Source organism: Microbacterium sp. LMI12-1-1.1 (genome assembly GCF_040676455.1).
Taxonomy (GTDB): domain Bacteria; phylum Actinomycetota; class Actinomycetes; order Actinomycetales; family Microbacteriaceae; genus Microbacterium.
The window spans coordinates 270813-297627 of record NZ_JBEGIA010000016.1 but is presented as its reverse complement, the minus strand read 5'-3'; the positions used below and the strand labels follow the sequence as shown (position 1 = coordinate 297627).

Sequence of the window (26815 nt, the reverse complement as noted above, 5' to 3'; positions counted from 1 at the left end):
GGTGCGCCGGGGCGACCTCTCCACGGATCGGCCGGGCGGCAGCCGCGGCCGGAGACGGCGACGCGAGGCTGGTCCCCGTGATGGCACAGCTGATCGTGGCGGTGCGCGAGGCATGCGCCGATGCGCTCGCCCTGCTCCTGCCCGTCTGGTGCGCGGGATGTGACGAACCCGACGTCGCGCTCTGCGAGCGGTGCGCTCTGGCGCTGCAACCGGAGCCGCGGTGCCGGGTCGTCGATGCGCCCGGCGGCGGGGTCGCGGTGTGGAGCGGGCTCGCGTTCGAGGGCGTCGCGGCGCGGGTGCTGCGCGCGATCAAGGAGGAGGGGCGAACCGGGCTCGCCACGGCGCTCGCACCGGCGCTGGCGGCCGCTCTCGACCGGGCCGGCGCCGCCGGCTGCGTGCTCGTTCCGATGCCCACCTCCCGCGCGGCGTACCGGCGGCGCGGGTTCCGGGTGCCCGAGCTCCTGCTCCGCCGTGCACGTCGCCGCGGGCGACGGCTGCTGCGTATCGCGCGGCGGACGGACGACCAGCGCGGCCTCGATCGAGACGCGCGGCGCCGCAACGTCGCAGGCAGTCTGGTCGCCACATTCGCCGCGGCCGCACCACCCGTTGCGGGGACGCGGCGAGGCGCTTCGGCGAACGTTCGCCCGGCCGCGGGCCTGCGGGTCGTGGTGGTCGACGACGTCGTCACGACGGGCGCAAGCCTCGCTGAGGCGGTCCGTGCGCTGCGGGCCGAAGGCGTCGACGTGGTGGCGGCGGTCACCCTCACCGCGACGCCGGGACGCCGTGGCACACGCGGGTGAACGGAACCCGTCGCATTCGAAACTCACAGGTGACAGAGTCCGGACGCCGGGCTACCGTGGGGGTGACAAGGCGACTGATGGTCCGCCCTTGGCCGGGCGGACCGGAACAAGGAGGCAGGGATGGAAACCAGCATCGTCGGCGTGGGAGTAGGGATCACGGATCGCTTCCGCGGAGTCGTCGAAGAGAAGGCTCTCCGCATCGAGAACCTCGCGCCACGCGCTCAACGCGTCGAAGTCAAGGTCACACACCGCGCCTATCACAACGGGCGGATGGAAGACGAGACCGTCGAGCTCACCGTGAACGGCAAGGGTCCCGTCATCCGGGCCGAGGCCACGGACGGAGACAAGTTCACCGCGCTGGACCTCGCCGTCGACAAGCTGTGCGAGCAGCTGCGTCGCGCGAAGGACAAGCGCGTCGACGCGCGCAACCACCCCCGGGGAGCGAAGTTCGAGAAGGGCAGCGGTGCGATCGAGGGGATCGACGTGCAGCCGGCGTCCGTCGAGGTGCTCCGCGCCGTCGCGACCGGCGAGATCCCGATCGTCACCGGCAACGAGGAAGAAGAGGGCTATACGCCCGTCGTCATCCGGACGAAGGAGTTCCACCCCGAATGGATGTCGGTCGAGGAGGCCGTCGATCGCATGGAGCTGGTGGGTCACGACTTCTTCCTGTTCATCGACGCCCGCAGCGACCACCCCAGTGTCGTGTACCGCCGCAAGGGCTGGGACTACGGCGTCATCTCGCTGACCACGCAGGCGCAGCCGGAAGAGCTGGCGTCCTGAACCGGCGCACGTCGTTCTGACAGGCGGCAGCCTGACAGACAATGAAGGGTGCGGCCGTCCCGGCCGCACCCTTCATCTGTCTCCGCGCGCGCCCGGTCCTGCGCGGCGGCATCTCATCCGGAAGGACCTTCGTGATCATCCGCAACGTGCGCCCCTGGGGCGCCGACGCCGCCGACATCCACATCGAGAGCGACCGCATCGCCGCGATCTCACCACACGACGCTTCGGTGGCGCCGGGCGCAGACGACGTGGACGGGCGTGGACGACTGATCTTCCCCTCGTTCAGCGACGTGCACGTGCACCTCGACTCGTCCCGGATCGGGCTGCCGTTCCGTCCCCACACCGGTGCACCGGGCGTCTGGGGCATGATGCTCAACGACCGCAACAACTGGCGCGACACCCAGGTGCCGCACGCCGAGATCGTCGCGGGAACGCTCGAGCAGATGATCGCGAAGGGGACGACCCGCATCCGCTCCTACGCGCAGGTCGATGTGGACTGCAAGCTCGAGAAGTTCGACTCCGTCCTCGCGGCGAAGGAGAAGTTCCGGAGCCACGCCGACGTGCAGATCATGACGTTCCCGCAGGCAGGGATCCTCCGCGAGGCCGGCACGGTGGAGTACCTCGAGGAGTCGCTGAAACAGGGCGCCGACGTCATGGGCGGCATCGACCCGAGCCAGCTCGATCGCGATCCGGTCCGGCATCTGGACATCGTGTTCGGGCTCGCGGAGAAGTACCAGGTCGAGGTCGACATCCACCTGCACGAGCCGGGTGCACTCGGCGTCTTCAGCACCGAGCTGATCCTCGAGCGCACGCGTGCGCTCGGCATGCAGGGAAAGGTCACGATCTCGCACGCCTACGACCTCGGCTCGGTGTCGGAGGCCGTGAGCCGCCGACTCATCGACGAGTTCGCCGAGCTGGATGTCGCGATGGCGACGGTCGCTCCATCGACGACGGGGCACCTGCGGCTCATCGATCTGGTCGAAGCCGGCGTCCGGGTCGGGTTGGGCGAGGACGGCCAGCGCGACTACTGGAGCCCGTACGGAAACTGCGACATGCTCGACCGCACATGGCAGCTCGCGTTCGTCAACGGCTTCCGCCGCGACGACCACATCGAACTCGCGCTCGCGGTCGCCACGATGGGCGGTGCATCGATCATGAGCCACTCGACGCCGCGCGTCTCGGGCGTGGGGGATCGTCCCGGCGTCTCCGCGGGCGACCGCGCCGACCTCGTGCTCGTCGACGGCGAGACCCCGACGAGCGCCGTCATGGACCGGGGCGTCGATCGCACCGTCATCCACGACGGCCGCATCGTCGCGGACGGGCTTCGCGTCGTCGGGACCTGACCGGCCGCGTGCGGCGGTCGTGGCGGACTGAGGCGCGGCGTCCCGCGCCGGCGGCCCGAACCCGGGGCCGCGGCAGCGTCAGTCGATGAAGCCGTCGAGGATGCTGCCGATCACCAGGCCGCCGAGGATGCCGCCCATCAGGTCGCTGCCGCCGCTGCGGCGACCGCCGCCCCAGCCGCCCTGCTGACCGTAGCCCGGCCCGCCCCACTGGTCGGGCTGCGGGCGGGCGGCATCGATGTCGCGCTGCGCGAGCTGCAGCGCCTCGCTCGCGAGGAAGGCTGCGCGGCGGGCCATGGCGAACGCCTGCTCGCGGTGGTCCTCGTCGATCGTGGTGACCGCGGCAGCCGACGCCCCGAGGTAGCGGTCGAGGTCGAGGCGCACGCGCTCGGCCTCGGCGAAGCGCGTGCGGGCGTCGGCGCCGATCCAGCCCCGGTGACCGGCGATGACGTCCCGGGAGACAGCCAGCTGCCGATCGGCGTCGTCGATCGCGTGCCGGACGTGCTCGAGCGGTGGGATCGGACGAGCGGCGCGTTCGCGGGCGGCCGCGATCGCGGCATCCAGCCCGGCGTTCGCCTCGCGCAGGCGCGTGAGCTGCTCGAACGGATCGGTGTTCACGCCGGCGGCCGGAAGCGCGGCCAGAGCGGCCTGCAGCTCCGCGATCGCGGCGCTGACGGCGGGGGACTGGGGCTCTCGGAGGGCGACGACGAGGTCGCCGCGGGAGTCCTCGATGATCGCGGCGAGCGTGGACTCGGCGCGCAGCGCCTCGACCTCGAAGGTCTCGACGGCGTCGATCAGCGTCTCGGCGCGGCGGACCGACTCGGTCGACGCCTCGAGTGCCATGTTCGCCTGCTCGCGCTGTCCGGCCTCGCGGCGCCGCTCGGCGACGCCGGCGCTGTGCTCGGCGAACCCGAGCAGCTGCTCCGCCTCGGCGGGGTTCGCCTCGATCTGCGAGAGCGCGTGGGCCGAGTACCGGACCGCCAGCCGCTCGACGGTCGAACGGGCGTCGGGGAGGCGGAGTCGCAGCCGAGCGGCATCCGCTCGCACCCGCGCGATGACTTCGGGAGCGCGACGTGCTCGCTCGATCGCCGCCGCGAGCGCCTGGGTGCGGTCGTCGAGCAGATCCTCGGCCCACTCGCACAGCTGCACGATGCGCGCGTTGCGGGTGCGCAGCTCTTCAGGCGTGTCGGGGATCTCGTCGTGGTTCAGCTGGTGCAGGTGGAACGCCTCCTGCATATGGGTGCGCACGGACTCCACCGCCTCGCGGAGCTCGGTGGTCGGACCGGCGCCGAGTTCGGCGTCGGCGAACGCGAGCTCGTCTGTGGTGAGCCGCAGGCGCTCGTCCGCTGCCACCAGCGTCTGCTGCGCGCGGCGCGCCAGATCGGCGTCCTGCGTGTTCAGCTCTTCCTGCTCGCGCTTGCGTCTGCCCCAGAATCCGGCCATGGATCGATCCTACGGGGGCCGCTGAGAGCAAGCTGAAGCGAGCGGGCGGCGGTGTGCAATGTTCGCGCACAGCGTCGCCGCGCCGGGTGAGTGATCGCCCGGCGCGCCGTCACCTGTGGCGGCGGGGTTTCTCAGCCGTCGGTGCGCTTGTGCCGGGGCTTGCGCGCCGGCCGGTCGTCGTACGAGCCGCGGGCGCTCGAGTCGCCATAGCCGCGGCTGGTCGAACCCCGGTCGTCGCGGCGGGGGCGAGAGGCGCCATCCGTCCTGCGCTGCGGGCGGCCGCTGTCGGGGCGCAGCTCGATGAGCTGTCCCGAGATGCGGGTGTCGGCGAGCCGGTCGAGGGCGTCGCGCGAGAGGTTCGCGGGAAGCTCGACGAGCGAGAAGTCGGGCATGATCTTGATCGCGCCGAAGTCGTCGCGGCGCAGGCCCCCCTCGTTCGCGAGTGCGCCCACGATCTGACGCGGCTCGACGCGCTGGCGCTTGCCGACGGCGATGCGGTACGTCGCGAAGCCCTCGCGCGGGGCACGGCGCTCGCCGCGCTCGGGACGGTCACCACGATCCGGCCGGTCGCCGCGGTCCGCGCGCTCTCGCGAGGGCGAAGGCTCGGCGTCGGGCTCGAGGAGAAGTGGCGTGTCGCCCTGCGCCACCACAGCGAGGGCGGCAGCCACGTCGGCCTCGGGAACGTCGTGATTGCGGACGTAGTGGGCCACGATGTCGCGGAAGGCCTCGATGCGCTCGGCCTCGCCGAGGGCGGCGGTGATGCGGTCGTCGAAGCGCGAGAGGCGGGTCACGTTCACCTCGTCGACGCTGGGCAGCGGGATCTCGGTGAGCTGCTGACGGGTGGCGCGCTCGATCATCTTGACCAGGCCGCGCTCGCGCGGCGTGACGAAGCTGATGGCGTCGCCGCTGCGGCCGGCGCGACCGGTGCGGCCGATGCGGTGGACGTAGGACTCGGCATCCGTCGGGATGTCGTAGTTGACGACGTGCGAGACGCGCTCGACGTCCAGGCCACGGGCGGCGACGTCGGTCGCGACCAGGATGTCGAGCTTGCCCGACTTCAGCTGGTTGACCGTCTTCTCGCGCTGCGGCTGGGCGATGTCGCCGTTGATGGCGGCGGCGGAGTAGCCGCGTGCGCGGAGCTTCTCGGCGATCTCCTCGGTGACGCTGCGCGTCCGGCCGAAGACGATCATGCCGTCGAAGTTCTCGACCTCGAGGATGCGCGTGAGGGCGTCCATCTTCTGCTGCCACGCCGTGATGAGGTAGCGCTGCGAGATGTTCGCCGAGGTCTGGGTCTTGGACTTGACCGTGATCTCTTCGGGGTCGCGCAGGTACTGGGACGCTATCCGTCGGATCTGAGCGGGCATGGTCGCCGAGAACAGGGCGACCTGCTTGGTGGCGGGAGTCTCGGCGAGGATGGTCTCGACGTCCTCGGCGAAGCCCATCTTCAGCATCTCGTCGGCCTCGTCGAGGACCAGGTACTGCAGCGCAGAGAGGTCGAGAGTGCCCTTCTCGAGGTGGTCGATGATGCGGCCCGGCGTTCCGACGACGATGTGCACGCCGCGTCGGAGAGCGGACAGCTGCACGCCGTAGCCCTGGCCGCCGTAGACGGGGAGGACGTGCACGTCCTTCAGGTGGCCGGCGTACTTCTCGAACGCCTCGCACACCTGCAGCGCGAGCTCGCGCGTGGGGGCGAGCACGAGCGCCTGCGGGGTCTTCTGCGACAGGTCGAGCCGGTCGATGATCGGCAGCGCGAACGCGGCGGTCTTACCCGTTCCGGTCTGCGCCATGCCCACGACATCGCGCCCGCCGAGGAGCGTCGGGATGGTGGCCGCCTGGATCGCCGAAGGCGTCTCGTAGCCGATGCCCTTCAGCGCCTTGAGGACGGGCTGGCTGAGCCCGAGGTCGGAGAAGGTCATCGCTGCGGGCTCGGTCTGAGCCTCGACTTCGATCTGATCGGCGTCTGTGTGCACAGTTAAGCGTAGCGGGACCCGCCTGGGAGGCGACAGGATGCCGCTTCCCGCGCGATCTCGGACGCCGTGAGCTGCGGCATCCGCGGTCCCAGATCAGGTGATTTCGCGGAGGTAGGACGGTCTGCGCCGAAACGGTCCTACCCCGGCGAAATCACCTGAATTCGAAACGGAGGCGGCGCGGCCCGCAGGAGCGTGCGGCGACGGTGGCCCGAACCGCGACGTCGCAGCGGGGACCGATACGTCAGGTGATCGCGGTGCGGCGGGTGAGGTCGGGGTGCCGCGGTGGCACGAGCCAGTTCACGAGTGCGATCGCGAGCGGCAGGCCGAGACAAAACGCACCCAGTACCTGCCACGGGATGTCGGCGAGCAGAAGAGCGCCCTGCGACTGGATCGCGAAGCCGATGGGCGGCAGGATGCCGGCGATGGCGCCTGCGATCGTGCCGAAGCCCGCGATGATGAGGCCCTGCCAGAATCCGACGTTCCGGCGCAGCACCGGCGTCCCGCCGACGGCCGCGAGCGTCGCGTCGTCGGGCCGCCGTTCGAAGCGGGCCAGCCCCAGGGCGACGGCGCTCGCGCCGAGCACGAGGACGGTCACGACGGACAGCAGCGGGACCATCCAGGTGGCGTCGCTCGGTGGCCCCGCCTCGACGGTCTGCGCGAGCGTGAAGTCCTCACCGCTCGCGAGCTCGACCTGAGCCTGGAGGCGGTCGCGCTCCTGCGTCGACAGCGGCGCCTCGAGCGAGGCGATCACGCGTTCGGGAACGGCGGCGATGCCGAGTCGAACCGCCGTGGCCGGGGCGATGGCGATCGCGGTCGGCTGCCGCGGTGCGTCGACGACGATCGCGTCGACCTGCTCCGTCCATGCGGGGTCGGCGATTCGCCGGCCCGACGACGGTATCCAGACGTTGCTCGGCATCCCATCGATGAGGTCGCCGCCTGACCATGCCGCGATCGAGATCTCGCCGTCCGTGACGAAGCGCTCGTCCGCCACGATCGCCGCGCCGTCGCGGTAGGCGTCACGCTGACCGGCAGTCAGTGTGATGCCGAGCACCGTCTCCAGATCCGCGGGTTCCACCACGGACAGCGGATTGTCGGGATCCTGGCCGTTCGAGGTGAAGCTGTCGTCCCGCTCAGGATCGAGCAGGTGCTGCGGGGGAAGCAGGGCGATCGCGAGGGTGAGCTCGTCCGGCACCTCTTCCGGCAAGCCGTAGTTCCAGTGACTCGGCTGCTGCCGCGCGACGACGGCGAGATCGGTGGCGCCCGTATCCTCCGCGACGTCCACCGCGGCGTCCCTGCCGTCTTCCGCCGCGTCGGGGTCGACCAGCCCCGTCGTGCCGGCGGCACCCGGCCAGATGTTGATCGAGAGACTCCCGGGAGGGGCGGCGTAGTACCAGGTGCGCGCGTTCTGAGCCGTCTGCATCGAGGACTGCCCGACCGCGAACACCCCGATGAACACCGTCGCGGCGATGGCCGCGAACGCCGGCACCGTGCGCCCCGCATTAGAGGCGGCATCCCGCGACGCGATCCTGGCCGCGAGCCCCACGCGGGAGAGGATCCGGGACGTCATCCACAGGAGCCAGCCGCCCGACATGAGGATGCCCACCTGCGTGAGGATCGGACCGACGACGATGCCGAACGCCGGGATGTATCGCAGCGGGGAGTCGCCCGGGAGGTCGGAGACGTTCACCGCGGCGACCACGACGGCGCACGCGATCGTCACCGCGACGCCGACGACCAGCACGATGGATCCCCACACCGGCCGCGCCACTCCCGGCTTCTGCGGGCGCCGAGCGCCACTCAGCGCGCGGAGGACGTCGGTCCTCGCGACCGTGCGAGCCGGGACCAAGGCTGCCGCGGTGCCCACCACGATCGCGAACACGAAGATGGCGGCGAGCCCCGGCCAGGGCACGTGGAAGCCCCAGTACTGCGTGGCGCTCCCGTCGGCCGTGAGCGCGACGACCAGTGCCGCTGTTCCGACGCCGAGGATGAGCCCGATGAGGCCGCCGAGTGCGCCGAGCGTCGTGCCCTGGAGCAGGACGATCCGCGACAGATCGCCGCGATTCGCTCCGACGCTCGCGGCCACGGCGAGCGACCGCTGCTGACGGCGTGCCGTCACCGCGAACGCGGCGCCCGCGAGCATGACCACGACATAGGCCGCGAACAGTCCGCCCGCCGAGATCACGAGCACGATCGGCCACACGCTCGCCCACTGGTCCAGCACCGAGCCGCGCACCTCTTCGCGCAGCGCGGTCGGCGGATCGAGCACCACTGCGCGCGAGTACGCGACGACGCCGTCTTCGTTGAGCGCCTGCACGCCCTCCCACGACAGGGCGAGTGCGGGCAGATACCAGCGTCGCTCGCCGCCGATCACGCCTCGCAGTTCGGCGGTGCCCGGCAGGAACACCGCACTGGCGGCATCGGGCAGGATCGCGGCATCCAGCGTTCCTACGATCTCGAAGGTGCCCGCGCCGTCGGCGAGCGTCAGATCCTCGCCGATACCGACGTCCAGCCGTTCGAGGGTTGCCGGAGTCACCATCGCCTCGGTCGCGCTCGTCGGACGCTCGCCGTCGACGATGTCGAACGCACCCGAGAATCGCGGGTCCCAGGCGTCGCCCGTCCACGCCGCGACGAGACCCACGCCGTCGCGCGTCTCGATGCGCGCGCTCGCGCTGGTGAGGAGGACCGTCTCGGTGCCGGCCGGCAGCGCGTCGGTCGGGTCGTCGGCGATCGGTCCGTCGGGCAGCTCCCAGCTGCCGTCGTCGCCCGCCGGATAACCCGTCCACTGCGGCTGCGTGGGCGCTTGCCAGAACCCCTCGCCCGGGACGCCGGCGGGAGTGATCCACGCCTGCATCTCACCCAGCTCGGCCCGCAATCTGTCTTCTGGCGCGCCGAGAGTGCTCGCGGCGAAGATGCCGTAGGCGGTCATCGCGGCGATGGGAAGCGCCACGAGTGTCGCGATCAGCAGGCTCGACAGCCTGGTGCGGCGCACCTGCCGGCGAGCCAGCAGCGCCGCGACGCGCCACCGCGACCATCCGCCCCCGCGCGCACGCAGCGCTGAAGCCTCCTGTCTCACGCTCGCCTCGACGGGCGCCTCGAGAACCCCCGTCATCACGGCCCGGCGAGCAGGGACTCCGCGCCGGCGCGGCGGGACTCGTCGATGATCCGGCCATCGCGGAGGAACACGATGCGGTCGGCGAAGGCGGCATGGCGGGCTTCGTGGGTGACCAGGATGCCGGCGGCTCCGGCATCCACCCGCGCGCGAAGCATCTTCAGCACGAGCTCGCCGGTCACCGAGTCGAGTGCGCCGGTCGGCTCGTCCGCGAGGATCAGACGGCGGCCGCCGACGACGGCCCGTGCGATGGCGACGCGCTGCTGCTGGCCGCCCGACAGGTCGTCGGGATACGCGTCCGCCTTGGCCTCGAGGCCGACCGATGCGAGCGCATCGCGTCCGGCGCGACGGGCGACCCGGGTGCGGAACCCGTCCAGCTCCAGCGGCAGCGTGACGTTCTCCAGCGCCGTGAGCGTCGGGATGAGGTTGAAGTCCTGGAACACGAAGCCGAGCGAACGTCGCCGCAGGCGTGCCAGCTGCTTCGGCGACTGCTCGCTGAGGTAGGCGCCTTCCACGACGACTTCGCCCGTCGTGGGGATCGCCAGCCCGCCCGAGATCGCCAGCAGCGTGGACTTGCCCGATCCCGACGGTCCCATCACCGCGACCAGTTCGCCGCGGCACACCTCGAGGTCGACGCCCGAGAGAGCTGAGACGGCGGTGGCACCCGTGCCGTACTGCTGCGTGACGCCGATGAGCCGCAGCACCGTGTCGGTCATCGCGCCGTCTCGACGGGTTCGACCGGCGACTCCTTCGCGGGGCGGCCGCGCTTGGGCTTGTCCGTCGACAGCTGCAGTGCCATCGCGTGATCGGGATGCAGCGCCAGACGCTGCTCGGAATGATCGAGCCAGCGCACCTCGGCCTCGGCGGCGAAGATCATGGAGTCGACGACGAGCGACCAGGCGAGCTCCTCGGGCCCGTCGGGGTTCGCACCCGCGTACTTGGCCCGGTTGAGCTCCTGCAGCTGGGTGAGTGACGCGCGGCGCTGCGTCTGGATGATGTCCGAGACGTCGACGCCGGGGAGAGTCGCGGCGACGGCCAGCTTGATCGCCAGCTCGTCGCGGGTGCCCTGGCTGCGCTGGACCGGCGAGCTCAGCCAGGCGTGCGCCTCGGCGGCTCCGGCATCCGTGATCTGCCAGTAGACATGGCCCTGTTCGTCGATGTCTCCCTTCTCGACGAGGCCGTCGCGTTCGAGGCGGTCGAGCGTGTTGTAGATCTGACCGACGTTGAGCGGCCAGGTGGACCCGGTGCGGCGGTCGAACTCGGCGCGCAGCTGGTAGCCGTAGCACGGACCTTGATCGAGGATGGCGAGCAGACTCTGTCGGACGGACACGGGAGCTCCTTCGGGTCGGAGGTGACGGAATCGCGTCAGAAGCGCAGCGCGTCGATGACGTTCGAACGCACCGCGACGAGGGCGGGGATGAACCCGGCGAGCGCGCCGATCGCCACGGCGGCGACGAGACCGGTCAGGGCCGCGCGCATCGGGAACGGCGGGACGTCCTGCATCCCCTGGAACATCTCGAGCACGAACGGGGCCTTGAGGACGGCGACGGCGATGGCGATGCCGACCACGCCCGCGACCGCCGTCGCGACGACCGACTCGAGCATCACGGATGAGAAGATGCGGCTGCCGGTCGCGCCGAAGCTGCGGCGGACGCCGATCTCGCGGATGCGCTGGCGCATCGCGACGAGCTGGATGTTGACGAGGCCGAGACCGCCGAGCAGCAGCACGAGGCCCGCGATCCCGCCGGTGACCAGCTCGAACGTCTGCGCGTACTGCGCCTGATCCGGTCGCGACGCCCAGTCGGTGCGGCTCACCATGACCTCGACACCGGCGTCCAGGCCCGCCCGGAGATCGGCGGCGAGGACGGGGCCGATCTCCGCCGCCATCTCTTCGGGAACCCACGTCTCCCACATGATCGCCATGTCGGGGGGAAGGATGCCGCTCTGCGCGGTGTAGTCCTCGTACAGCATCGTCAGGTGCTTGTCTTCGTCGCCGGTGTACTCCCGCGGCGTCACTCCGACCACGGTGTACGTCCCGCCGGCATCGCCCCCGACCTGCAGTGCGAACCCGGTTCCGAGGTCGGGGCGACCGTAGACGTCCCACAGCGCCTCGGTGATGACGATCGGGGGAGAGACGAGCTCGACGTCGGCAGCGGTGAACCAGCGCCCCTCGAGGAGCGGCGTGCGATGGATCACCGGGTACGCCGGGTCGACGAGCCGCGTCGGCACCTGTCGCACCTGCTCCGGAGTCTGCAGCGACAGCATCACCGGATCCACGAGTCGGGTCAGGTGCGAGAACTCGTACCGCTCGGCCACCCGGTCGACGTGGGCGCCGAACGCCTCCCAGTCCATCGGTGCGCCGTCGGAGCTGTTCGCGGTGAACTGGAGCGTCGCGGGACGGCCTCCGAATCGGTCGGACTGCTCCGCCATCTGCTGCTGCTGATACTCGCTGAGGGCGACGACCGCCGTGATCGCCGCGACCGAGACGGCGATGCCGATGAGGCTCAGCAGCACGCGCAGCTTGTGGTGGCGGATCTCCGACCATGCCTCGCCCAGGGCACCGACCAGGCCGCTCATGAGGGCGCTCCGATCGGGTCGGGCGCGGGGTCGGCCTCGGAGACGGCGTCGGGCTCCGCCTCGACATCATCGGCGTCGACATCGGCTGCGAGGTCCCTGCCGGGGTGCGTCTCGACAGCGCCGGCGGCTGCGACCGCGGTGGCGGCATCCGTCCCGTCGTCGACGTTCGCGGCGAGGCCCGACGCGTCCGCGGCGGCGGCGTTCGCCGGCAGGTCGAGCGCAAAGGCGGTGAGCACCCCGGCGTCCAGCCGGTAGTGACGCCGGGCGCGGGCGGCGACGTTCAGGTCGTGGGTGATGGTGACCAGTGCCGCGTCGGCCTCGGAGGCGATCTCGTCGAGGAGCGCCATGACCGATGACCCCGTCTCGACGTCGAGCGCCCCCGTGGGCTCGTCGGCCAGGATGAGCGCGGGGCGGCGCACGAGCGCGCGTGCGATGGCCACGCGCTGCTGCTCGCCGCCGGAGAGCTGCTCGGGGGTGGACTCGATGCGATGGCCGAGGCCGACGCGCTCGAGCATGCGGGTCGCGGCGGTGCGGCGCGTCCAGAACTCGCGACCGCGCGCGTAGCCGAGCGGCATCATCACGTTCTCGAGGGCGGTCCGCCCGGCGAGGAGATTGAACTGCTGGAACACGAACCCGACGTTGCGCCCGCGGAGCCGGTCGAGCCGCGCCTTGCGCATCCGGCGAACCGGCTCGCCCCGGAAGGCGACGCTGCCCTCCGACGGTGCGTCGAGCATCCCCATCAGATTGAGGAGCGTCGACTTGCCCGAGCCGCTGCGTCCGACGATGGCGACGTGATCGCCCGCCCCGATCTCCAGGTCGATGCCCCGCAGGATGTCGAGCCGCGTGTCGTCGGGGAGCAGCACGTGCTTCGCGACCCCTTCGAGCCGGACGAGGCTCACCAGTTCCATCCCTGCGGCTCGCAGTACTCGCCGCCCATGCCGTCGTCGTAGCAGACCGGCTCGTCGTCGGCGGCGACGCCCGGGACGTACTGGCGCACCTGCTCGCCCTCCTCGAGGCCTGTCGTCACCTCGACGATCGTGCCATCGCTGACACCGAGCGCGACATCCCGCTCCTCGAGCTCGCCGGTGCCGGCATCCACCCACACGACGCCCGTGCCGGCGCCGCCCTTGACGGCGGTCGTGGGCACGACGAGCACCTCCGACACCGTGCCGAGGTCGATGTCGAGCTGGGCCTGCAGTCCCGCGAACACGGTCTGGTCGGCCGGCACCGCGCAGGTGACCGTCGTCGTGCCGTCCTCGGCGACCTCGACCTTCAGCCCCGTGCACGTGAACGGCGCGGGGCCGCCCTGGATCGTCACCGCTCCCTCGGCGGGCGCGCCCTGCAGGCGGTACAGCTGCACCGGTTCGACCGTGGCCTGCACGTGGTAGCGCGCCGGGGTGAGCGTCGCCAGCTCGCCGCCGATCGACGCGGGCTGGCCCTTCACCACGGCGAGCTCAGTGACCTCACCGGCCTCGGGGGCGACGACGTCGATGCTCTTGACAGGGTCGGCCTGCTTGATCGTGAAGAGCTTCTGCCCCGCCGCCACGGACTGGCCCTCGCCGACGTGCACGGCGGTGACGGTGCCGTCCACCTCGGAGCGGACGGCGTAGGCGGTGTCGCGCGCGATCGTGCCCGGCAGGCTCAGCGCGTTCGCGACCTCTCCGCGCTCCACCGCCACGACGGGATCGGCGATCTGCGCGGAGGGCTCGACAGCGGCTGCCGGTGCAGCGTCGGGGAAGAACGCGATCTTGACCAGCGCGGCCGCTGCCGCACCGAGGATGACCACCATCAGGATCGGGAAGACCCACCGCCGCCAGACAACCATTCCGCACCTCTCCATCGGGGCATACCGAGTATGTAGTCACCGAGTATATGCATACCCGGAATGCAACAAACGGATGCCGCGACCGGCGCGTCGCGGGGTGGGTGCGCTTCCACACCCAGCGCACACCAAGGTCACGGGTGGATAACATAGGCAGGTATGCCTGGGGCCATGCGCCCGGGCGGCACCGGCGGCGTCGCAGCCGCACCCGAAAGCCTGAAGATGGAGACACTCCGTGGCCAACCCCCTCGAGAAACTGCTTCGCGCCGGTGAGGGCCGCATCCTCCGGCGGCTCCAGCAGGTCGTGAAGGCCGTCGGCGCCCTGGAAGAGGACTACGAGCAGCTCACCGACGAAGAGCTCCGGGGCGAGACCGCTGAGCTGCGGGCGCGCTACCAGGCAGGCGAGACTCTCGACCACCTCATGCCCGAGGCCTTCGCCGCGGTGCGCGAGGCGGCCAAGCGCACTCTCGGCCAGCGCGCGTACGACGTGCAGATCATGGGCGGCGCGGCCCTGCACCTCGGCAACATCGCCGAGATGAAGACCGGTGAGGGCAAGACGCTCACCGGCGCCTTCCCCGTCTACCTGAACGCCATCGCCGGCGAAGGCGTCCACGTCGTCACGGTCAACGACTACCTGGCGTCGTACCAGTCCGAACTGATGGGCCGCATCTATCGCGCGCTCGGCATGACCACCGGCACCATCGTCGCCGGCCAGACGCCCGAGGTGCGTCGCGAGCAGTACAACGCCGACATCACATACGGCACGAACAACGAGTTCGGCTTCGACTACCTGCGCGACAACATGGCGTGGCGCAAGGAGGACCTCGTGCAGCGGGGCCACTTCTACGCGATCGTCGACGAGGTCGACTCGATCCTCATCGACGAGGCTCGCACACCGCTGATCATCTCGGGGCCCTCGTCGGGCGAGGCGAACCGCTGGTTCGTCGAGTTCGCCAAGATCGCCAAGACGCTCGAGGCCGGCGTCGACTACGAGGTCGACGAGAAGAAGCGCACCATCGGCGTGCTCGAGCCCGGCATCGAGAAGGTCGAGGACTACCTCGGCATCGACAACCTGTACGAGTCGGCGAACACCCCGCTCATCTCGTTCCTCAACAACTCCATCAAGGCGCTCGCGCTCTTCAAGCGCGACACCGACTACGTCGTGATGAACGACGAGGTCATGATCGTCGACGAGCACACCGGCCGAATCCTGGTCGGGCGCCGCTACAACGAGGGCATCCACCAGGCGATCGAGGCCAAGGAGGCCGTGCCGGTCAAGGCCGAGAATCAGACGCTCGCCACCGTCACGCTCCAGAACTACTTCCGTCTCTACGACAAGCTCGCCGGCATGACAGGTACGGCCGAGACCGAGGCGGCCGAGTTCATGTCGACCTATCAGCTGGGTGTCGTGCCGATCCCGACGAACAAGCCGATGATCCGCAAGGACCAGGCTGACCTCGTCTACAAGAACGAGACGGCCAAGTTCGACCAGGTCGTCGAAGACATCGCCCGGCGTCACGAATCCGGCCAGCCGGTGCTCGTCGGCACCGTCAGCGTCGAGAAGAGCGAGTATCTGTCGCGTCTGCTCGCGAAGAAGGGCATCAAGCACGAGGTCCTCAACGCCAAGAACCACGCGCGTGAGGCCGAGATCGTCGCCCGCGCCGGCCGCCTGGGCGCCGTCACCGTCGCCACGAACATGGCCGGCCGCGGCACCGACATCATGCTCGGCGGAAACGCCGAGTTCCTCGCGGTGCAGGAGCTCAAGGCCAAGGGCCTCGACCCGGAGGAGACGCCCGAGGAGTACGAGGCCGCGTGGGGTTCTGTCTACGAGGCGACCCGCGACCACGTCGCGTCGGAGGCCACCAAGGTCGTCGAGGCCGGCGGCCTGTACGTGCTCGGCACCGAGCGCCACGAGTCGCGCCGCATCGACAACCAGCTGCGCGGTCGCTCGGGCCGTCAGGGCGACCCCGGTGAGAGCCGCTTCTACCTGTCGCTCACCGATGACCTGATGCGGCTCTTCCAGTCGGGTGCGGCAGAGGCGATCATCGCCCGGACGAACTTCCCCGACGACGTCGCGATCGAGTCGGGCATGGTCACGCGCGCGATCAAGTCCGCGCAGAGCCAGGTCGAGGCGCGCAACGCCGAGATCCGCAAGAACGTCCTCAAGTACGACGACGTCCTCAACCGGCAGCGCGAGGCGATCTACTCGGACCGCCGCCACATCCTGCACGGCGACGACATCGCCGACCGCGTGCAGCACTTCATCGAAGACGCGATCAACACCGTGATCGACGACCACACCGGGTCGGGGCACAGCGAGAACTGGGACTTCGACGCCCTGTGGACCGAGTTGAAGACGCTATACCCGGTCGGCGTCACGATCGACGAGGTCGTCGCGGAGGCCGCCGGTCGCAAGGGCGGCATCACGGCGGAGGGCCTCAAGCGCGAGATCCTCTCCGATGCCCGGATCGCGTACGAGACTCGTCAGACCACGCTCGGCGAGGCTGCGACGCGCGAGCTCGAGCGCCGCGTGGTGCTGCAGGTGCTCGACCGCCGCTGGCGCGATCACCTGTACGAGATGGACTACCTGAAGGACGGCATCGGCCTGCGTGCCATGGCCCAGCGCGACCCGCTCATCGAGTACCAGCGCGAGGGCTACCAGATGTTCCAGGCGATGATGGGGCAGATCAAGGAGGAGTCGGTCGGCTACCTCTACAACCTCGAGGTCGAGGTGCGCCGTCAGGGCGAAGCCGGTGCCGAGCAGGTCACGCAGGTCGAGGCCAAGGGCCTGGGCGCCCAGCCGGTCGAAGGCCAGCGCCTGCAGTACACCGCGGCCAACGACGCCGGCGAGGTCGAGGTGCGCAACGATCGCGGGCAGGTGCAGCAGGCGGCGACGCAGTTGCGTCAGGCGGCCGCGGCCGCTGCCGCCGCACCCGCGCAGCCTCAGGCGCAGCCCGCCGCCGAGCCGCAGCGCGGTGCCTTCGGCCAGCGCACGGACGGCGAGGCCCCGGCCGCGCAGCAGGCTCCGCTCAACCGCGCCCAGCGCCGCGCCGCCGAGCAGCGCAAGAAGTAGGGGAGGATGCCTCGGCACGGCGTACGACGTCGAACCGAGGCATCCCGTCTCCACGACCGGCCTCGTCGACGTCGGCCGCGCTTCGACGCCGGCTCGCGGCATCCACGCCTCCAGATCAGGTGATTTCGCGGAGGTAGGAAGATTTCGCGCAGATCGTCCTACGCCGGTGAGATCACCTGATCTCGCGACTGCCTGGGTCGCGAGCCACGGGGCGTCCATTGGCCCTCGCCGGCCGCGGATATCCTGATGCGATGAGTCCCCTCCGTACCCTCGACCAGTCGAGCAAGCTCCAGAACGTTCTCTACGAGATCCGCGGGCAGGCACTGGCCGAGGCAGACCGGCTGGAGGACGAGGGCTACACGATCCTCAAGCTGAACACCGGCAACCCGGCGGTGTTCGGCTTCGAGGCGCCGTTCCAGATCGTCCGCGACATGATCGAGGCGGTCCCGCACGCGCACGGCTACAGCGACAGCAAGGGCATCATGTCGGCGCGGCGCGCCGTGGTGTCGCGGTACGAGCAGGTGCCCGGATTCCCGCAGTTCGACCCCGACGACGTCTACCTCGGCAACGGGGTCTCGGAGCTCATCACGATGACGATGCAGGCACTGCTCGACGAGGGCGACGAGGTCCTCATCCCGGCGCCGGACTACCCGCTGTGGACCGCGATGACGAGTCTCGCCGGCGGCACCCCCGTGCACTACCGCTGCGACCCCGACGACGACTGGCAGCCGGATCTCGAAGACATCCGCGCGAAGGTGACGCCGCGCACCAAGGCGATCGTCGTGATCAACCCCAACAACCCGACAGGGGCGGTGTACACCCGCGAGGTGCTCGAGGGCATCATCGAGATCGCGCGCGAGAACTCGCTGCTGCTGCTGTCCGACGAGATCTACGACCGCATCCTCTTCGACGACGCCCAGCACATCCCCCTCGCGACACTCGCGCCCGACCTGCTGTGCCTCACCTTCAACGGCCTGTCCAAGACCTATCGGGTCGCGGGCTACCGGTCCGGCTGGCTCGTGATCACGGGACCCAAGCGCCACGCCGCAGGCTTCCTCGAGGGCATCCAGCTGCTCGCCTCGACGCGGCTGTGCCCCAACGTCCCCGCGCAGCACGCGGTGCAGGCGGCGCTGTCAGGGGTGCAGTCGATCGACGCGCTCATCGCCCCCGAGGGCCGGCTCCACGAGCAGCGGGACGCCGCGTGGGAGGGCCTCGAGCGCATCCCCGGCGTCACGTGCTCCAAGCCGAAGGGCGCTCTCTACGCGTTCCCGCGACTCGACCCGAACGTGCACGAGATCCGCGACGACGCCAAGCTCGTCTACGACTTCCTCGTCGCCGAGCACGTGCTGCTCGTCCAGGGGACGGGCTTCAACTGGCCGACTCCCGATCACCTGCGCATCGTGACGCTGCCCGAGGCCCGCGTGCTGTCGGAGGCGATCGAACGCCTCGGCAACTTCCTGTCGTCGTACCGGCAGTGAGGCGTAGGGTGCCGCCGGCCGCGGCATCCGTCAAGACCCTCGCCGGCGGACAGCGCGCGACGTAGCGTCGCGACATGGCCATCGAACTGAACCAGCCGGCGCTGCGCCACGCGCGAGCGCTCATCCGGGACGGCAAGGTCGTGCGCGATGAGCGCGACGACTGGTCGGAGGCGGCACCCACAGCCGATGAGGAGAACTCGTTCATCGAGCGAGAAGGATGGACCGAGTACTCCCACTGGCATCTCGGCGTCGACCGGCGGGAGAACGAGGAGACGAAGCAGGCGTACTCGTTCCCGTTCGGCGACTTCACGCGCGTGCACCGCTCAGGGGTGATCTCGGCGGAGAGCCGGGCCGGCCAGTACGACCACTACGAGATCCGCGACGCACTGCGGACGCTCCTCGACCTCATCGACAAGGACGACAAGGACTGACGGGGCCGGCCGCATCGTCGGGACCGGCTCCGTCGTCGCGTGCGCCCCGGGTCGGGGCGCGGCTCAGGGGTGCGCTAGAGGAGGGCGAGGGAGGTGGCGCGCCAGCGCCCGTCCATACCCTCGATCCTCACGGCGAGCGCGCGCGTACGCGCGGGACCGCGGACCACGACGACCGCTTCGACGATGCCGTCGGCGGGCGAGGACTCGTGCACGGACAGGATCGTGTGCACCGGCCGCTTCGCCGCGACACCGCGTGCGCTGCGCGCACGCGTCGCGAGGTTCGCGCGCGTGACGAGCTTGCGGTAGGCGTCTTCGGTGAGCCAGCGGGCCAGCTGATCGACCTCGCGGACTCCGGCGAAGACCTCGAGCACGCCGAGCGTGAGGTTGCGCAGGAAGGGTTCCGGAAGGGGGAGGGCGGTGGAAGGCGTCCGCTGCGGCGCGAAGAACTCTGCGAGCTGCGTGCTGCGGAACGCGTGTGGTGCGCGGGCGGTGCCCGCGGGCGTCGTTGCCATGGGTGCCTATCTCGACAGGGGGATGTCTTCTCTCGACAGGGGGATGTCTTCCGGACAGTAGAACACACGGCGAACTCACAGGAAAAATCGAGCGGCTCCACCTGTGGATAACTCGGGGCCCGATCGCCTGACGTGTCCTACTCTCACTGAGTGCGCTGGGACCGCTTCTTCGACGATCTCGAGGATCAGCTCGCCTCCGAATGGGAGGCGGAACGGGCCGCGCTCGACACCGAGGCCGAGCGACTGCGGCTGTCGCGGGTGCAGCTGACGGAGAGACTGACGCTGCTGACGGCGCGCGATCCTGGCGTACCGGTGGTCGCATCGTTCGACCTCGCCGACGGCACCAGCGTGCGCGCGAGTGTCACCGGTGTGGGTGCGGACTGGGTCTCGCTGGCGCTCGCCGAGGGCCCGGCCGGTGCGGTGATCGTGCCGTTCGCGGCGATCTCCTCGATCGGGATGCCGCATGCCGACCTGCTGCGCACCGCCCGCCCTGCGCCCCCGCGGTCGCCGCTCGCCGACCGCCTGACCTTCGGGTTCGTGCTGCGCGACCTCGTGCGGCGCCGGGCCGGCGTCGCGCTGCACCTCGTGTCGGGACGCGTGCTGACCGGCACGATCGACCGCGCAGGCGCGGATCATCTGGACCTCGCGCTGCATGAGCCCGGCGCGCCACGGCGCACCGACGCCGTCGCGGGCTACCGTCTGGTGCCGTTCGTCGCGATCGCGTGGCTGCGGGCGGACGAGGCGCCGGCGCTGCCCTGAGCCCGCCAGACCGTCGACGGCGTCTAACCGACGGGCGGGCCGTCCGGCCCGCGTCTACGGCGCCGCGCTCGGCTGCCCCGCGGCCCGCGTCTGCGGCGCCGCGCCGGCGGGCCGGGTCGATGGTCTGTGCCGGTCTCCGCGTGCTCAGTCCGGTCGGCGGACGATGCCGCTGCCCCACAATTCGGGGAAGCTCGCCGTCTGCGACTGGCGCCACAGCGCCATCCGCCGTGCCTCCTCGGCCTGGTCGTCGAGGTACTCGTCGATGCTCGCCGCATCCACGCGCCAGCGCGCGGGGGACCCGACCCGAAAACCGCGGAGCCGTCCTTCGTGCACGAGTGCCATGACCTCGTCGACGGAGACGCCGAGCACCTCGCCCACCTGGGCAGGGGCGAGCAGACGCACGTTCGACGTCGGGTCATCGGACATGCCCCCATTATGGACCCGCCTCCGGAGTACGGGCAGGGGCCCGGAGGGGCTGTGGATAACGCCCGACGCCGACGCGCCGAGTCGGCGACGATGGGTGCCATGACGGCCCACAGCGACCCTGTCCGCACCCCCCGACGAGCCTTCTGGGGCGACGCGCGCTTCTTCCTCGGTGTGCTGCTCGTGGCGGCATCCGTCGTCGGCGTCTGGCTGGTCGTCTCGGCCGCACGGCAGACCGTGCCGGTGTACGCGGCAGCGCACACGATCGTGCCGGGCGAGACGATCGGCACCGGCGACCTCAAGGTCGTCGACGTCGCGCTCGGGTCGTTGGCGGGCACCTACCTCACCGCCGACGACCTCGATGAGGCTCAGGTCGCGACCCGCACGATCGAGTCGGGCGAACTCGTGCCCGTGGCCTCCGTGGGCGACCCGGCCGCCGCCCGCACCACCAGCGTCGTCGTCCGCAGCGCCGTCGACGTTCCGGCCTCGGTCGAGGCGGGCACGGTCGTCGAACTGTGGTCCGCACCGCTCCTGGAGCAGGGTGCGTACGACGAGCCGCGCATCCTCGTCGCCGACGCCACTGTCGTCTCGGTCACGCGCGACGACTCGATGATCGGCGGCGGCGCCGCTGCGCTCGAAATCGTCATTCCACGCGCCGATGTCGCGGCGACGCTGGCAGCGATGGCCGACGAGTCCGCACTCTCCATCGTGCCGACGACGGGCGCCGGCTCGTGAGGGTCGTGGTGGCCGTCGACGACGCCGTGCTCCTCGTCGAGGGACTGCGTCGCGAGGGGATCGACGTCATCGCCGAGGTCGCGGCCGCGGCTCCCGCGCTCGCCGCGGCAGATGGGATGCTGGGCGACGACGGCGAGGCGCTGCTGCGCGCGCTCGCCGACGCCGACGCCCTGGTCGTCTCGGTGTCGCGCGCCACGATGTCGCCCACCGTGGTCGCGCTGTGCGACCGGGCGGGGACGCGTGTCGTACCGCTCGTCGAGGACGCTGCGGGGGAGCGCGTGGCCGCGGCGTGCGGGCTGGAGGCGCCGCTGAACCGGCACGCCGAACCGTGGAGCATCGCCGAGGCGCTCTCGATCGGTCCCACGACTGCGGCTGCGCCGCCGCGGGAACCACGCTCGCAGCCGAGAGTGATCGCTGTCTGGGGTCCGTCCGGGGCGCCCGGACGCTCCACCGTCGCGACCGAGCTGGCTGTCGAGCTCGCGCGCGGCGGCCGCCACGTGGGACTCGTCGACGCCGACACGCACGCGCCGTCCCTCGCTCTCACACTCGGCCTCGCCGACGAGGGGCCGGGTTTCGCCGCGGCCTGCCGGCAGGCCGAGCTCGGCGGTCTCGACGTCCGCGAACTCACCCGCATCGCGGTGCCGCTCGGCCGCACCGGCGTCGACGTGCTCACCGGCATCAACCGCCCGTCGCGCTGGCCCGAGCTGAGCGACCGGCGGGTCGCCGCCGCGCTCGCAGCCTGCCGTGAATGGGCCGACTACACGGTCGTCGACGTGGCGTCCTCGCTCGAGCGCGACGAGGAGATCGTGAGCGACCTCGACGGTCCGCGGCGCAACGCCGCCACCCTCGCCGCCCTGCGGAGCGCCGATCTGGTCGTGGCCGTGGTCTCCGCCGACCCGGTCGGCATCGCCCGGTTCCTCCGCGGGCACGCCGACCTGCGCGCGACCATCGGGGCGACGCCGGTGGCGGTCGTGGCGAATCGGCTGCGGCCCGGCACCCTGGGCATCGATGCCCGTGGGCAGGTGCGACGCACGCTCGACCGGTTCGGCGGCGTCGAGGACGTGTGGTTCCTCCCGCAGGATCCGAGATCGACGGATGCCGCGATCCTCGCGTCGCTTCCCATCGCAGAGGTCGCGCCGCGCTCTCCGCTCACCCTCGCGCTGCGACGATTCGTCGGTGAGGCCGTCGTGCCCGCACCGGAGCCGCAGCGCCCGGCCACCGGCCGACATCGTGGCATCGGGGCTCGCGGCCGCCGGGCCGCGCGAGCGGGTGCCGACGAGGCCGCCACGGTCGGTGCGCCGGTCGCCTGAGCTCAGCGCCCTAGGCTAGACGGGTGTCGACCCTCAGCGATCTCGTCTACGCCCAGGGCCGCTCCAGTGAAGAGGACGTGGAGTGGCTGCACCGTCTCGCGGGGGATGGTCAGCTCCTCGCCGATCTGGCGTTCGCCGACATCGTGCTGTGGGTGCCGACATCCGATGACTCGTTCGTCGCGGTCGCCCACACGCGACCGGGCGGCGCCGCGACGCTGTTCTACCGTGACATCGTCGGCGACCGGGTGCGGCCGCAGTGGCGCACGCAGGTGCGCGAGGCGTTCCAGACAGGCGGCATCGTCGACTCCGCGTCGCCGGACTGGTTCGAAGAGACGCCGACACGGGTGCGAGCGGTGCCCGTCGCGCGCAAGGCCGGAACGACGGTCACGGTGATCGGCGTGCTCACCCGGCACACGAACCTGGGGGAGGCGCGCATCCCGTCGCGCCAGCAGATCACCTTCAACGACTGCGCCGACGACCTGTTCGGCATGATCGCGTCCGGCGACTTCCCCGACCTCGCCGCGCCCACCTCGCCGCGCCGCGGCGCGCCCCGCGCGTCCGACGGACTCGTCCGGCTCGACGTCGACGGCATCACGACCTTCGCGAGCCCCAACGCGCTCTCGGCGTTCAACCGCCTCGGCTTCGACGACGAGCTCGAGGGGGAGTCCCTCGTCGAGGTCGTGACCGGCATCCTGCCGACGAAGCGCCAGTTCGACGAGTCCCTGCCGGTCGTCGTCACGGGGCGCGCGCCCTGGCGCGCCGACCTCGAGGCGCGGGGCGTCACGGTGTCGCTGCGGACGATCCCGCTCCGCGACAAGGGCACGCGCATCGGCGCCATCGTGCTGTGCCGCGACGTGACCGAGATCCGCCACCAGGAGCAGGAGCTCATCACCAAGGACGCGACGATCCGCGAGATCCACCATCGCGTCAAGAACAATCTGCAGACGGTCGCCTCGCTGCTGCGCATCCAGGCCCGCCGCTCGCACACCGAAGAGGCGCGCGAAGCACTGACGCAGGCCATGCGGCGTGTGTCGGCCATCGCGGTCGTGCACGACACGCTCTCGGAGGGCCTCGCGCAGAACGTCGATTTCGACGAGGTCTTCGCCCGCGTGCTGAAGCTGGTCGCCGAAGTCGCGGCCGCTCCCAACACCCGGGCGCGCACGCATTCGACCGGTCGCTTCGGCACGCTGCCGAGCGAGTACGCGACGCCACTCGCTCTCGCGCTCACCGAGCTCGTCACGAACGCGGTCGAGCATGGCTTGGCCGGCCAGGAGGGTGACGTCGAGATCATCGCCGAACGCGGCGACGACCGCCTCGAGGTGCGCGTCCGCGACACCGGCTCGGGTCTTCCCGAAGGTCAGGTCGGCCGCGGTCTGGGCACGCAGATCGTCCGCACCCTCATCCAGGGCGAGCTGGGCGGCACGATCGATTGGCACACGATCATGGGCAGCGGCACCGAGGTCACGATCGACATCCCGCTGCGCTACATCGAGCGCGCCAGGAGCTGACGCCGAGGCGGATGCCGGTATCCGGTGACCGTCTCGGGCGCCGGGCGGTGACCGAAGAAGAGCGGATGCCCCGAGGGGCATCCGCTCTGTCGTCTCTCCAGGTCAGGACGCGCGGCGGGCGCGAGCGGCGCGGCGCTTGAGGGCGCGGCGCTCGTCCTCGGACAGGCCTCCCCACACGCCCGAGTCCTGTCCGGTCTCGAGGGCGTACTGGAGGCAGATCTCGGTCACTGTGCAACGCGCACAGACCGACTTGGCCTTCTCGATCTGATCGACGGCCGGTCCGGTGTTCCCCACGGGGAAGAACAGTTCGGGGTCGACGGTCAGGCAGGCGGCCTTGTCGCGCCAGTCCATGGTGGTGCTCCTTGTGACAGAGGGGATGGGGTTTTGGGTCGGTTCGGGTCCGATACCCTGTGGGATGTGCGAGATTGACTCGCCCCACGTCGCTGTGGGAGCACACGGCTTCACCAATCGTCCCATAGCGGTTTACCTGAATCAAGGGTTGATCGGCGCGTTTGTGTAGGACTTGCTGAGTGTTCCCCATGCGGTGTGGAGGGTTCGCACAAACCACTGGTCGTGCAAGAGGAAGTCGACGGAGAATGCGGACAAACCTGTCCGGAAGGATCGCGGCGCTGCTGGTCGGGCTCGAGGGAATCGGCCTGGCAGCGCTGACGGTGCGCGAGGTCCTCGCGATCGCGGCGGGCGACACCGGATCGATCGCGAGCGCGATCGCGCTGGCGGTGCTGACGCTCGTGGGCGCCGCCGCTGTGGTGGCGTTCTCGGTGGCCGTATGGCGCGGCCAGTCCTGGGGTCGCTCGGGCGGCATCGTCACCCAGCTGCTGATCCTCGCGGTGGCGTTCGGCGCGGCGACGGGGTCCTTCGCCGATCCGTCGATCGCCCTGGCGCTGGCCGTCCCGGCCCTGCTCACGCTGGTGCTGCTCGTGCTGGCCGTGCGCGATGCCGGTCGTGCGGCACGCCGCCAGGACGGCAGCGCCGACGACGAGGCCCCGGGCGCGGCATCCCGCTGACGTCGCCGGACGCGAGTCGCGGCCATCCGGCGACCGCCGGGAAGCGCGGCGAGGCCGCCCGCAGCCGGCGGACCCCCTAGACGCCCAGCAGGGTGCGCAGCCGCGCGACGTGCCCGGTGGCGCGCACGTTGTAGAGGGCGTGAGAGATGCGGCCCTGCTCGTCCACCACGAACGTGGAGCGGATGACGCCCATGAACGTCTTGCCGTAGTTGACCTTCTCGCCCCACACGCCGTACTTCTCGTGCACCGCGTGGTCGGGGTCGCTCAGGAGGTCGTACGTGAGGCCGTCGCGTTCGCGGAACCGGCGGAGCTTCTCGGGCTGGTCGCGCGAGATGCCGAGGATCGTGTATCCCGCCGCCTGCAGCGGCGCGAGGCTGTCGCGGAAGTCGCAGGCCTCCTTGGTGCAGCCCGGTGTCATCGCCTCGGGATAGAAGAAGAGGATCACGCGGCCGCCGCGGAGGTCCTTGAGCGTCACGGCCTTGTCGTCCTGATCGACGAGGGTGAAAGCGGGGGCGGCGGATCCGGGTTCGAGGCGCGTCGTGGTCACCGCTCCACTCTAGGTGGGGAGCTTCCGGTCGAGCGGACGGGGTGGCACCCCGAGGACGGCCGGGACCCTGTCACGGATGCTCAGGTGCCGGACTTGTGGGACTTGTCGGCGAAGGTCTCCAGCAGCCGCTGCAGCGAGTCGAGGCGCGCCGGCCCGCCGGGCCCGAGTCTTCCTGCCTCGACGGCTTCGATGATGGCGCAGTCGGGGGCATCCGGCAGGTGCGTGCACCCGCGTGGGCATTCCTCTGCGACCTCGGCGAGATCCGTGAACGCGCGGAGGATGTTCGCGGGATCCACGTGACCGAGGCCGAACGAGCGGACGCCCGGCGTGTCGATCACCCAGCCGTTGCCGCCCGCGCCGAGGTAGCGCAGCGACACCGTCGAGCTCGAGGTGTGACGCCCGCGACCGGTGACGACGTTGACGTGGCCCGTCGCGCGTCGGGCGTCGGGCACGAGGGCGTTGACGAGCGTGGACTTGCCGACGCCGGAGTGTCCCACGAACACCGTCGAGTGCCCCTCGAGAGCGGCGCCGATCCGTTCGAGCGGCATCTCGTCGCGCCCGCTCGTGAACACCATGAGGTCGAGGCCCTCGAAGTGCGCCAGGAACTCGGCAGGGTCGGCCAGGTCCGTCTTCGTCACGACGAGAAGCGGACGGATGCCGGCATCCAGCGCCGCCACGAGGTACCGATCGACGAGCCGCGGGCGGGGTTCCGGATCGGCCGCCGCCACGACGACGAGCATCTGGTCGGCGTTGGCGACGACGATCCGCTCGACCTGGTCGGTGTCGTCGGCGCTGCGGCGCAGCAGCGATGTGCGCTCCTCGATGCCGACGATCCGGGCGAGGGTGCCGTCGTCGCCCGACGCGTCGCCCACCACGCGCGCGCGGTCGCCCGTGACGATCGGCATCTTGCGCAGTTCGCGGGCCCGCACGCCGAGCACGGTGCGCTCGCCGGGCAGGTCTTCGTCGAGCAGCACCGTGTAGCGGCCGCGATCCACCCCGAGCACGCGGGCGATCTGGGCGTCGCTGTGCGCGGGTCGCCGCTTGGTACGGGGCCGGTTCGCCTTGGGGTTGGGCCGCACCCGGATATCGGCTTCGTCGAACTCCGACTCGTCCTCGTCGTCGTCGAGATCGTCGAGCCAGCTCATGACGTCGTCCTGAGCTGCTTCACCGTGG

24 protein-coding genes are annotated in these 26815 nt (G+C 70.9%); 11 read left to right on the top strand and 13 right to left on the bottom strand.

Going from position 1 to position 26815, the window contains the following annotated elements:
- Positions 1-80 precede the first annotated feature (80 nt).
- The 3 genes from MRBLMI12_RS19465 (at position 81) to MRBLMI12_RS19455 (ending at position 2923) form a co-directional block, all read left to right on the top strand.
- Positions 81-800 (top strand): ComF family protein, encoded by a 720-nt coding sequence (locus MRBLMI12_RS19465; protein ID WP_363358235.1) that lies wholly within the window; start codon positions 81-83, stop codon positions 798-800.
- A 120-nt stretch (positions 801-920) separates the two neighbouring features.
- Positions 921-1580 (top strand): ribosome hibernation-promoting factor, HPF/YfiA family, encoded by a 660-nt coding sequence (gene hpf / locus MRBLMI12_RS19460; protein ID WP_363357858.1) that lies wholly within the window; start codon positions 921-923, stop codon positions 1578-1580.
- 131 nt (positions 1581-1711) lie between these two features.
- Entirely contained in the window at positions 1712-2923 is a 1212-nt protein-coding gene (locus MRBLMI12_RS19455; protein ID WP_363357857.1) for an amidohydrolase family protein, read from the top strand.
- Between the two features lie 78 nt (positions 2924-3001).
- On the opposite strand, the gene MRBLMI12_RS19450 is transcribed toward MRBLMI12_RS19455, so the two are convergent.
- From MRBLMI12_RS19450 to MRBLMI12_RS19415, 8 genes are all read right to left on the bottom strand, one after another.
- Positions 3002-4363, bottom strand: a complete 1362-nt coding sequence (locus tag MRBLMI12_RS19450) for a hypothetical protein (RefSeq protein WP_363357856.1) — start codon at positions 4361-4363, stop codon at positions 3002-3004.
- Between the two features lie 131 nt (positions 4364-4494).
- Positions 4495-6279, bottom strand: coding sequence for a DEAD/DEAH box helicase (locus MRBLMI12_RS19445; protein ID WP_349429107.1), 1785 nt, complete (start codon positions 6277-6279; stop codon positions 4495-4497).
- Positions 6280-6574: 295 nt separating this feature from the next.
- A complete protein-coding gene (locus MRBLMI12_RS19440) occupies positions 6575-9442 on the bottom strand; it encodes an ABC transporter permease (protein WP_363357855.1) in 2868 nt (955 codons plus the stop codon).
- The gene (locus tag MRBLMI12_RS19435; RefSeq protein WP_363357854.1) at positions 9442-10158 is read right to left on the bottom strand and encodes an ABC transporter ATP-binding protein; all 717 of its coding nucleotides are present in this window, start codon (positions 10156-10158) and stop codon (positions 9442-9444) included. Before MRBLMI12_RS19435 ends, MRBLMI12_RS19440 begins: the two co-directional genes overlap by 1 nt.
- Complete coding sequence (locus MRBLMI12_RS19430) at positions 10155-10772, bottom strand: PadR family transcriptional regulator (RefSeq protein ID WP_363357853.1); 618 nt, start codon at positions 10770-10772, stop codon at positions 10155-10157. The genes MRBLMI12_RS19435 and MRBLMI12_RS19430 overlap by 4 nt, the downstream gene beginning before the upstream one ends.
- Before the next feature lie 35 nt (positions 10773-10807).
- Positions 10808-12019, bottom strand: a complete 1212-nt coding sequence (locus MRBLMI12_RS19425; RefSeq protein WP_363357852.1) for an ABC transporter permease — start codon at positions 12017-12019, stop codon at positions 10808-10810.
- Complete coding sequence (locus tag MRBLMI12_RS19420; protein WP_414686237.1) at positions 12016-12927, bottom strand: ABC transporter ATP-binding protein; 912 nt, start codon at positions 12925-12927, stop codon at positions 12016-12018. Before MRBLMI12_RS19420 ends, MRBLMI12_RS19425 begins: the two co-directional genes overlap by 4 nt.
- Positions 12915-13844, bottom strand: coding sequence for an efflux RND transporter periplasmic adaptor subunit (locus MRBLMI12_RS19415; protein WP_363357850.1), 930 nt, complete (start codon positions 13842-13844; stop codon positions 12915-12917). Before MRBLMI12_RS19415 ends, MRBLMI12_RS19420 begins: the two co-directional genes overlap by 13 nt.
- Before the next feature lie 232 nt (positions 13845-14076).
- On the opposite strand from MRBLMI12_RS19415, the gene secA reads away from it, so the two are divergent.
- The 3 genes from secA (at position 14077) to MRBLMI12_RS19400 (ending at position 18823) form a co-directional block, all read left to right on the top strand.
- Positions 14077-16914, top strand: coding sequence for a preprotein translocase subunit SecA (secA, locus tag MRBLMI12_RS19410; protein WP_349426822.1), 2838 nt, complete (start codon positions 14077-14079; stop codon positions 16912-16914).
- A 251-nt stretch (positions 16915-17165) separates the two neighbouring features.
- Positions 17166-18392, top strand: coding sequence for a pyridoxal phosphate-dependent aminotransferase (locus MRBLMI12_RS19405; RefSeq protein ID WP_349426824.1), 1227 nt, complete (start codon positions 17166-17168; stop codon positions 18390-18392).
- 74 nt (positions 18393-18466) lie between these two features.
- Positions 18467-18823: a hypothetical protein gene (locus MRBLMI12_RS19400; RefSeq protein ID WP_363357849.1), complete on the top strand. Its 357-nt coding sequence runs from the start codon at positions 18467-18469 to the stop codon at positions 18821-18823.
- A 74-nt stretch (positions 18824-18897) separates the two neighbouring features.
- Here MRBLMI12_RS19400 and MRBLMI12_RS19395 read toward each other — a convergent pair whose 3' ends face one another.
- Positions 18898-19335, bottom strand: coding sequence for an Rv3235 family protein (locus MRBLMI12_RS19395; protein ID WP_308868367.1), 438 nt, complete (start codon positions 19333-19335; stop codon positions 18898-18900).
- Positions 19336-19485: 150 nt separating this feature from the next.
- Here MRBLMI12_RS19395 and MRBLMI12_RS19390 point away from each other — a divergent pair, with 150 nt between their 5' ends.
- Positions 19486-20094, top strand: a complete 609-nt coding sequence (locus MRBLMI12_RS19390; protein ID WP_363357848.1) for a hypothetical protein — start codon at positions 19486-19488, stop codon at positions 20092-20094.
- Positions 20095-20238: 144 nt separating this feature from the next.
- Here MRBLMI12_RS19390 and MRBLMI12_RS19385 read toward each other — a convergent pair whose 3' ends face one another.
- Positions 20239-20520, bottom strand: a complete 282-nt coding sequence (locus MRBLMI12_RS19385; protein ID WP_363357847.1) for a helix-turn-helix domain-containing protein — start codon at positions 20518-20520, stop codon at positions 20239-20241.
- 99 nt (positions 20521-20619) lie between these two features.
- Here MRBLMI12_RS19385 and MRBLMI12_RS19380 point away from each other — a divergent pair, with 99 nt between their 5' ends.
- Genes MRBLMI12_RS19380 through MRBLMI12_RS19370 form a run of 3 tightly spaced genes read left to right on the top strand, consistent with a single transcriptional unit; the run spans position 20620 to position 24070 of the window.
- Positions 20620-21252, top strand: a complete 633-nt coding sequence (locus MRBLMI12_RS19380) for a hypothetical protein (protein WP_363357846.1) — start codon at positions 20620-20622, stop codon at positions 21250-21252.
- An 8-nt stretch (positions 21253-21260) separates the two neighbouring features.
- Positions 21261-22562: an AAA family ATPase gene (locus MRBLMI12_RS19375; RefSeq protein ID WP_363357845.1), complete on the top strand. Its 1302-nt coding sequence runs from the start codon at positions 21261-21263 to the stop codon at positions 22560-22562.
- Between the two features lie 23 nt (positions 22563-22585).
- The gene (locus MRBLMI12_RS19370) at positions 22586-24070 is read left to right on the top strand and encodes a sensor histidine kinase (RefSeq protein WP_349426831.1); all 1485 of its coding nucleotides are present in this window, start codon (positions 22586-22588) and stop codon (positions 24068-24070) included.
- 102 nt (positions 24071-24172) lie between these two features.
- Here MRBLMI12_RS19370 and MRBLMI12_RS19365 read toward each other — a convergent pair whose 3' ends face one another.
- Complete coding sequence (locus tag MRBLMI12_RS19365; protein ID WP_018171995.1) at positions 24173-24421, bottom strand: WhiB family transcriptional regulator; 249 nt, start codon at positions 24419-24421, stop codon at positions 24173-24175.
- 245 nt (positions 24422-24666) lie between these two features.
- On the opposite strand from MRBLMI12_RS19365, the gene MRBLMI12_RS19360 reads away from it, so the two are divergent.
- Positions 24667-25095 carry a histidine kinase gene (locus MRBLMI12_RS19360; RefSeq protein ID WP_363357844.1) on the top strand — a complete coding sequence of 143 codons (429 nt, stop codon included), beginning with the start codon at positions 24667-24669 and terminating at the stop codon, positions 25093-25095.
- A 76-nt stretch (positions 25096-25171) separates the two neighbouring features.
- Here the strand turns inward: MRBLMI12_RS19360 and bcp are convergent, their stop codons facing one another.
- Both bcp and rsgA read right to left on the bottom strand, forming a co-directional pair.
- Complete coding sequence (gene bcp, locus MRBLMI12_RS19355) at positions 25172-25642, bottom strand: thioredoxin-dependent thiol peroxidase (protein WP_349426833.1); 471 nt, start codon at positions 25640-25642, stop codon at positions 25172-25174.
- An 80-nt stretch (positions 25643-25722) separates the two neighbouring features.
- Positions 25723-26787, bottom strand: a complete 1065-nt coding sequence (gene rsgA / locus MRBLMI12_RS19350) for a ribosome small subunit-dependent GTPase A (RefSeq protein ID WP_363357843.1) — start codon at positions 26785-26787, stop codon at positions 25723-25725.
- Positions 26788-26815: the final 28 nt, after the last annotated feature.

What these genes read in the sequence shown, in the direction of transcription:
- MRBLMI12_RS19415 (WP_363357850.1), bottom strand. Translation starts at nt 13,844, where the DNA reads ATGGTTGTCTGGCGGCGGTGGGTCTTCCCGATCCTGATGGTGGTCATC.
- MRBLMI12_RS19365 (WP_018171995.1), bottom strand. Translation starts at nt 24,421, where the DNA reads ATGGACTGGCGCGACAAGGCCGCCTGCCTGACCGTCGACCCCGAACTG.
- rsgA (WP_363357843.1), bottom strand. Translation starts at nt 26,787, where the DNA reads ATGAGCTGGCTCGACGATCTCGACGACGACGAGGACGAGTCGGAGTTC.
- MRBLMI12_RS19405 (WP_349426824.1), top strand. Translation starts at nt 17,166, where the DNA reads ATGAGTCCCCTCCGTACCCTCGACCAGTCGAGCAAGCTCCAGAACGTT.
- MRBLMI12_RS19425 (WP_363357852.1), bottom strand. Translation starts at nt 12,019, where the DNA reads ATGAGCGGCCTGGTCGGTGCCCTGGGCGAGGCATGGTCGGAGATCCGC.
- MRBLMI12_RS19395 (WP_308868367.1), bottom strand. Translation starts at nt 19,335, where the DNA reads ATGGCAACGACGCCCGCGGGCACCGCCCGCGCACCACACGCGTTCCGC.
- MRBLMI12_RS19465 (WP_363358235.1), top strand. Translation starts at nt 81, where the DNA reads ATGGCACAGCTGATCGTGGCGGTGCGCGAGGCATGCGCCGATGCGCTC.
- MRBLMI12_RS19450 (WP_363357856.1), bottom strand. Translation starts at nt 4,363, where the DNA reads ATGGCCGGATTCTGGGGCAGACGCAAGCGCGAGCAGGAAGAGCTGAAC.
- hpf (WP_363357858.1), top strand. Translation starts at nt 921, where the DNA reads ATGGAAACCAGCATCGTCGGCGTGGGAGTAGGGATCACGGATCGCTTC.
- MRBLMI12_RS19360 (WP_363357844.1), top strand. Translation starts at nt 24,667, where the DNA reads ATGCGGACAAACCTGTCCGGAAGGATCGCGGCGCTGCTGGTCGGGCTC.
- MRBLMI12_RS19445 (WP_349429107.1), bottom strand. Translation starts at nt 6,279, where the DNA reads ATGACCTTCTCCGACCTCGGGCTCAGCCAGCCCGTCCTCAAGGCGCTG.
- MRBLMI12_RS19400 (WP_363357849.1), top strand. Translation starts at nt 18,467, where the DNA reads ATGGCCATCGAACTGAACCAGCCGGCGCTGCGCCACGCGCGAGCGCTC.
- MRBLMI12_RS19385 (WP_363357847.1), bottom strand. Translation starts at nt 20,520, where the DNA reads ATGTCCGATGACCCGACGTCGAACGTGCGTCTGCTCGCCCCTGCCCAG.
- MRBLMI12_RS19420 (WP_414686237.1), bottom strand. Translation starts at nt 12,927, where the DNA reads ATGGAACTGGTGAGCCTCGTCCGGCTCGAAGGGGTCGCGAAGCACGTG.
- MRBLMI12_RS19435 (WP_363357854.1), bottom strand. Translation starts at nt 10,158, where the DNA reads ATGACCGACACGGTGCTGCGGCTCATCGGCGTCACGCAGCAGTACGGC.
- MRBLMI12_RS19440 (WP_363357855.1), bottom strand. Translation starts at nt 9,442, where the DNA reads ATGACGGGGGTTCTCGAGGCGCCCGTCGAGGCGAGCGTGAGACAGGAG.
- MRBLMI12_RS19380 (WP_363357846.1), top strand. Translation starts at nt 20,620, where the DNA reads ATGACGGCCCACAGCGACCCTGTCCGCACCCCCCGACGAGCCTTCTGG.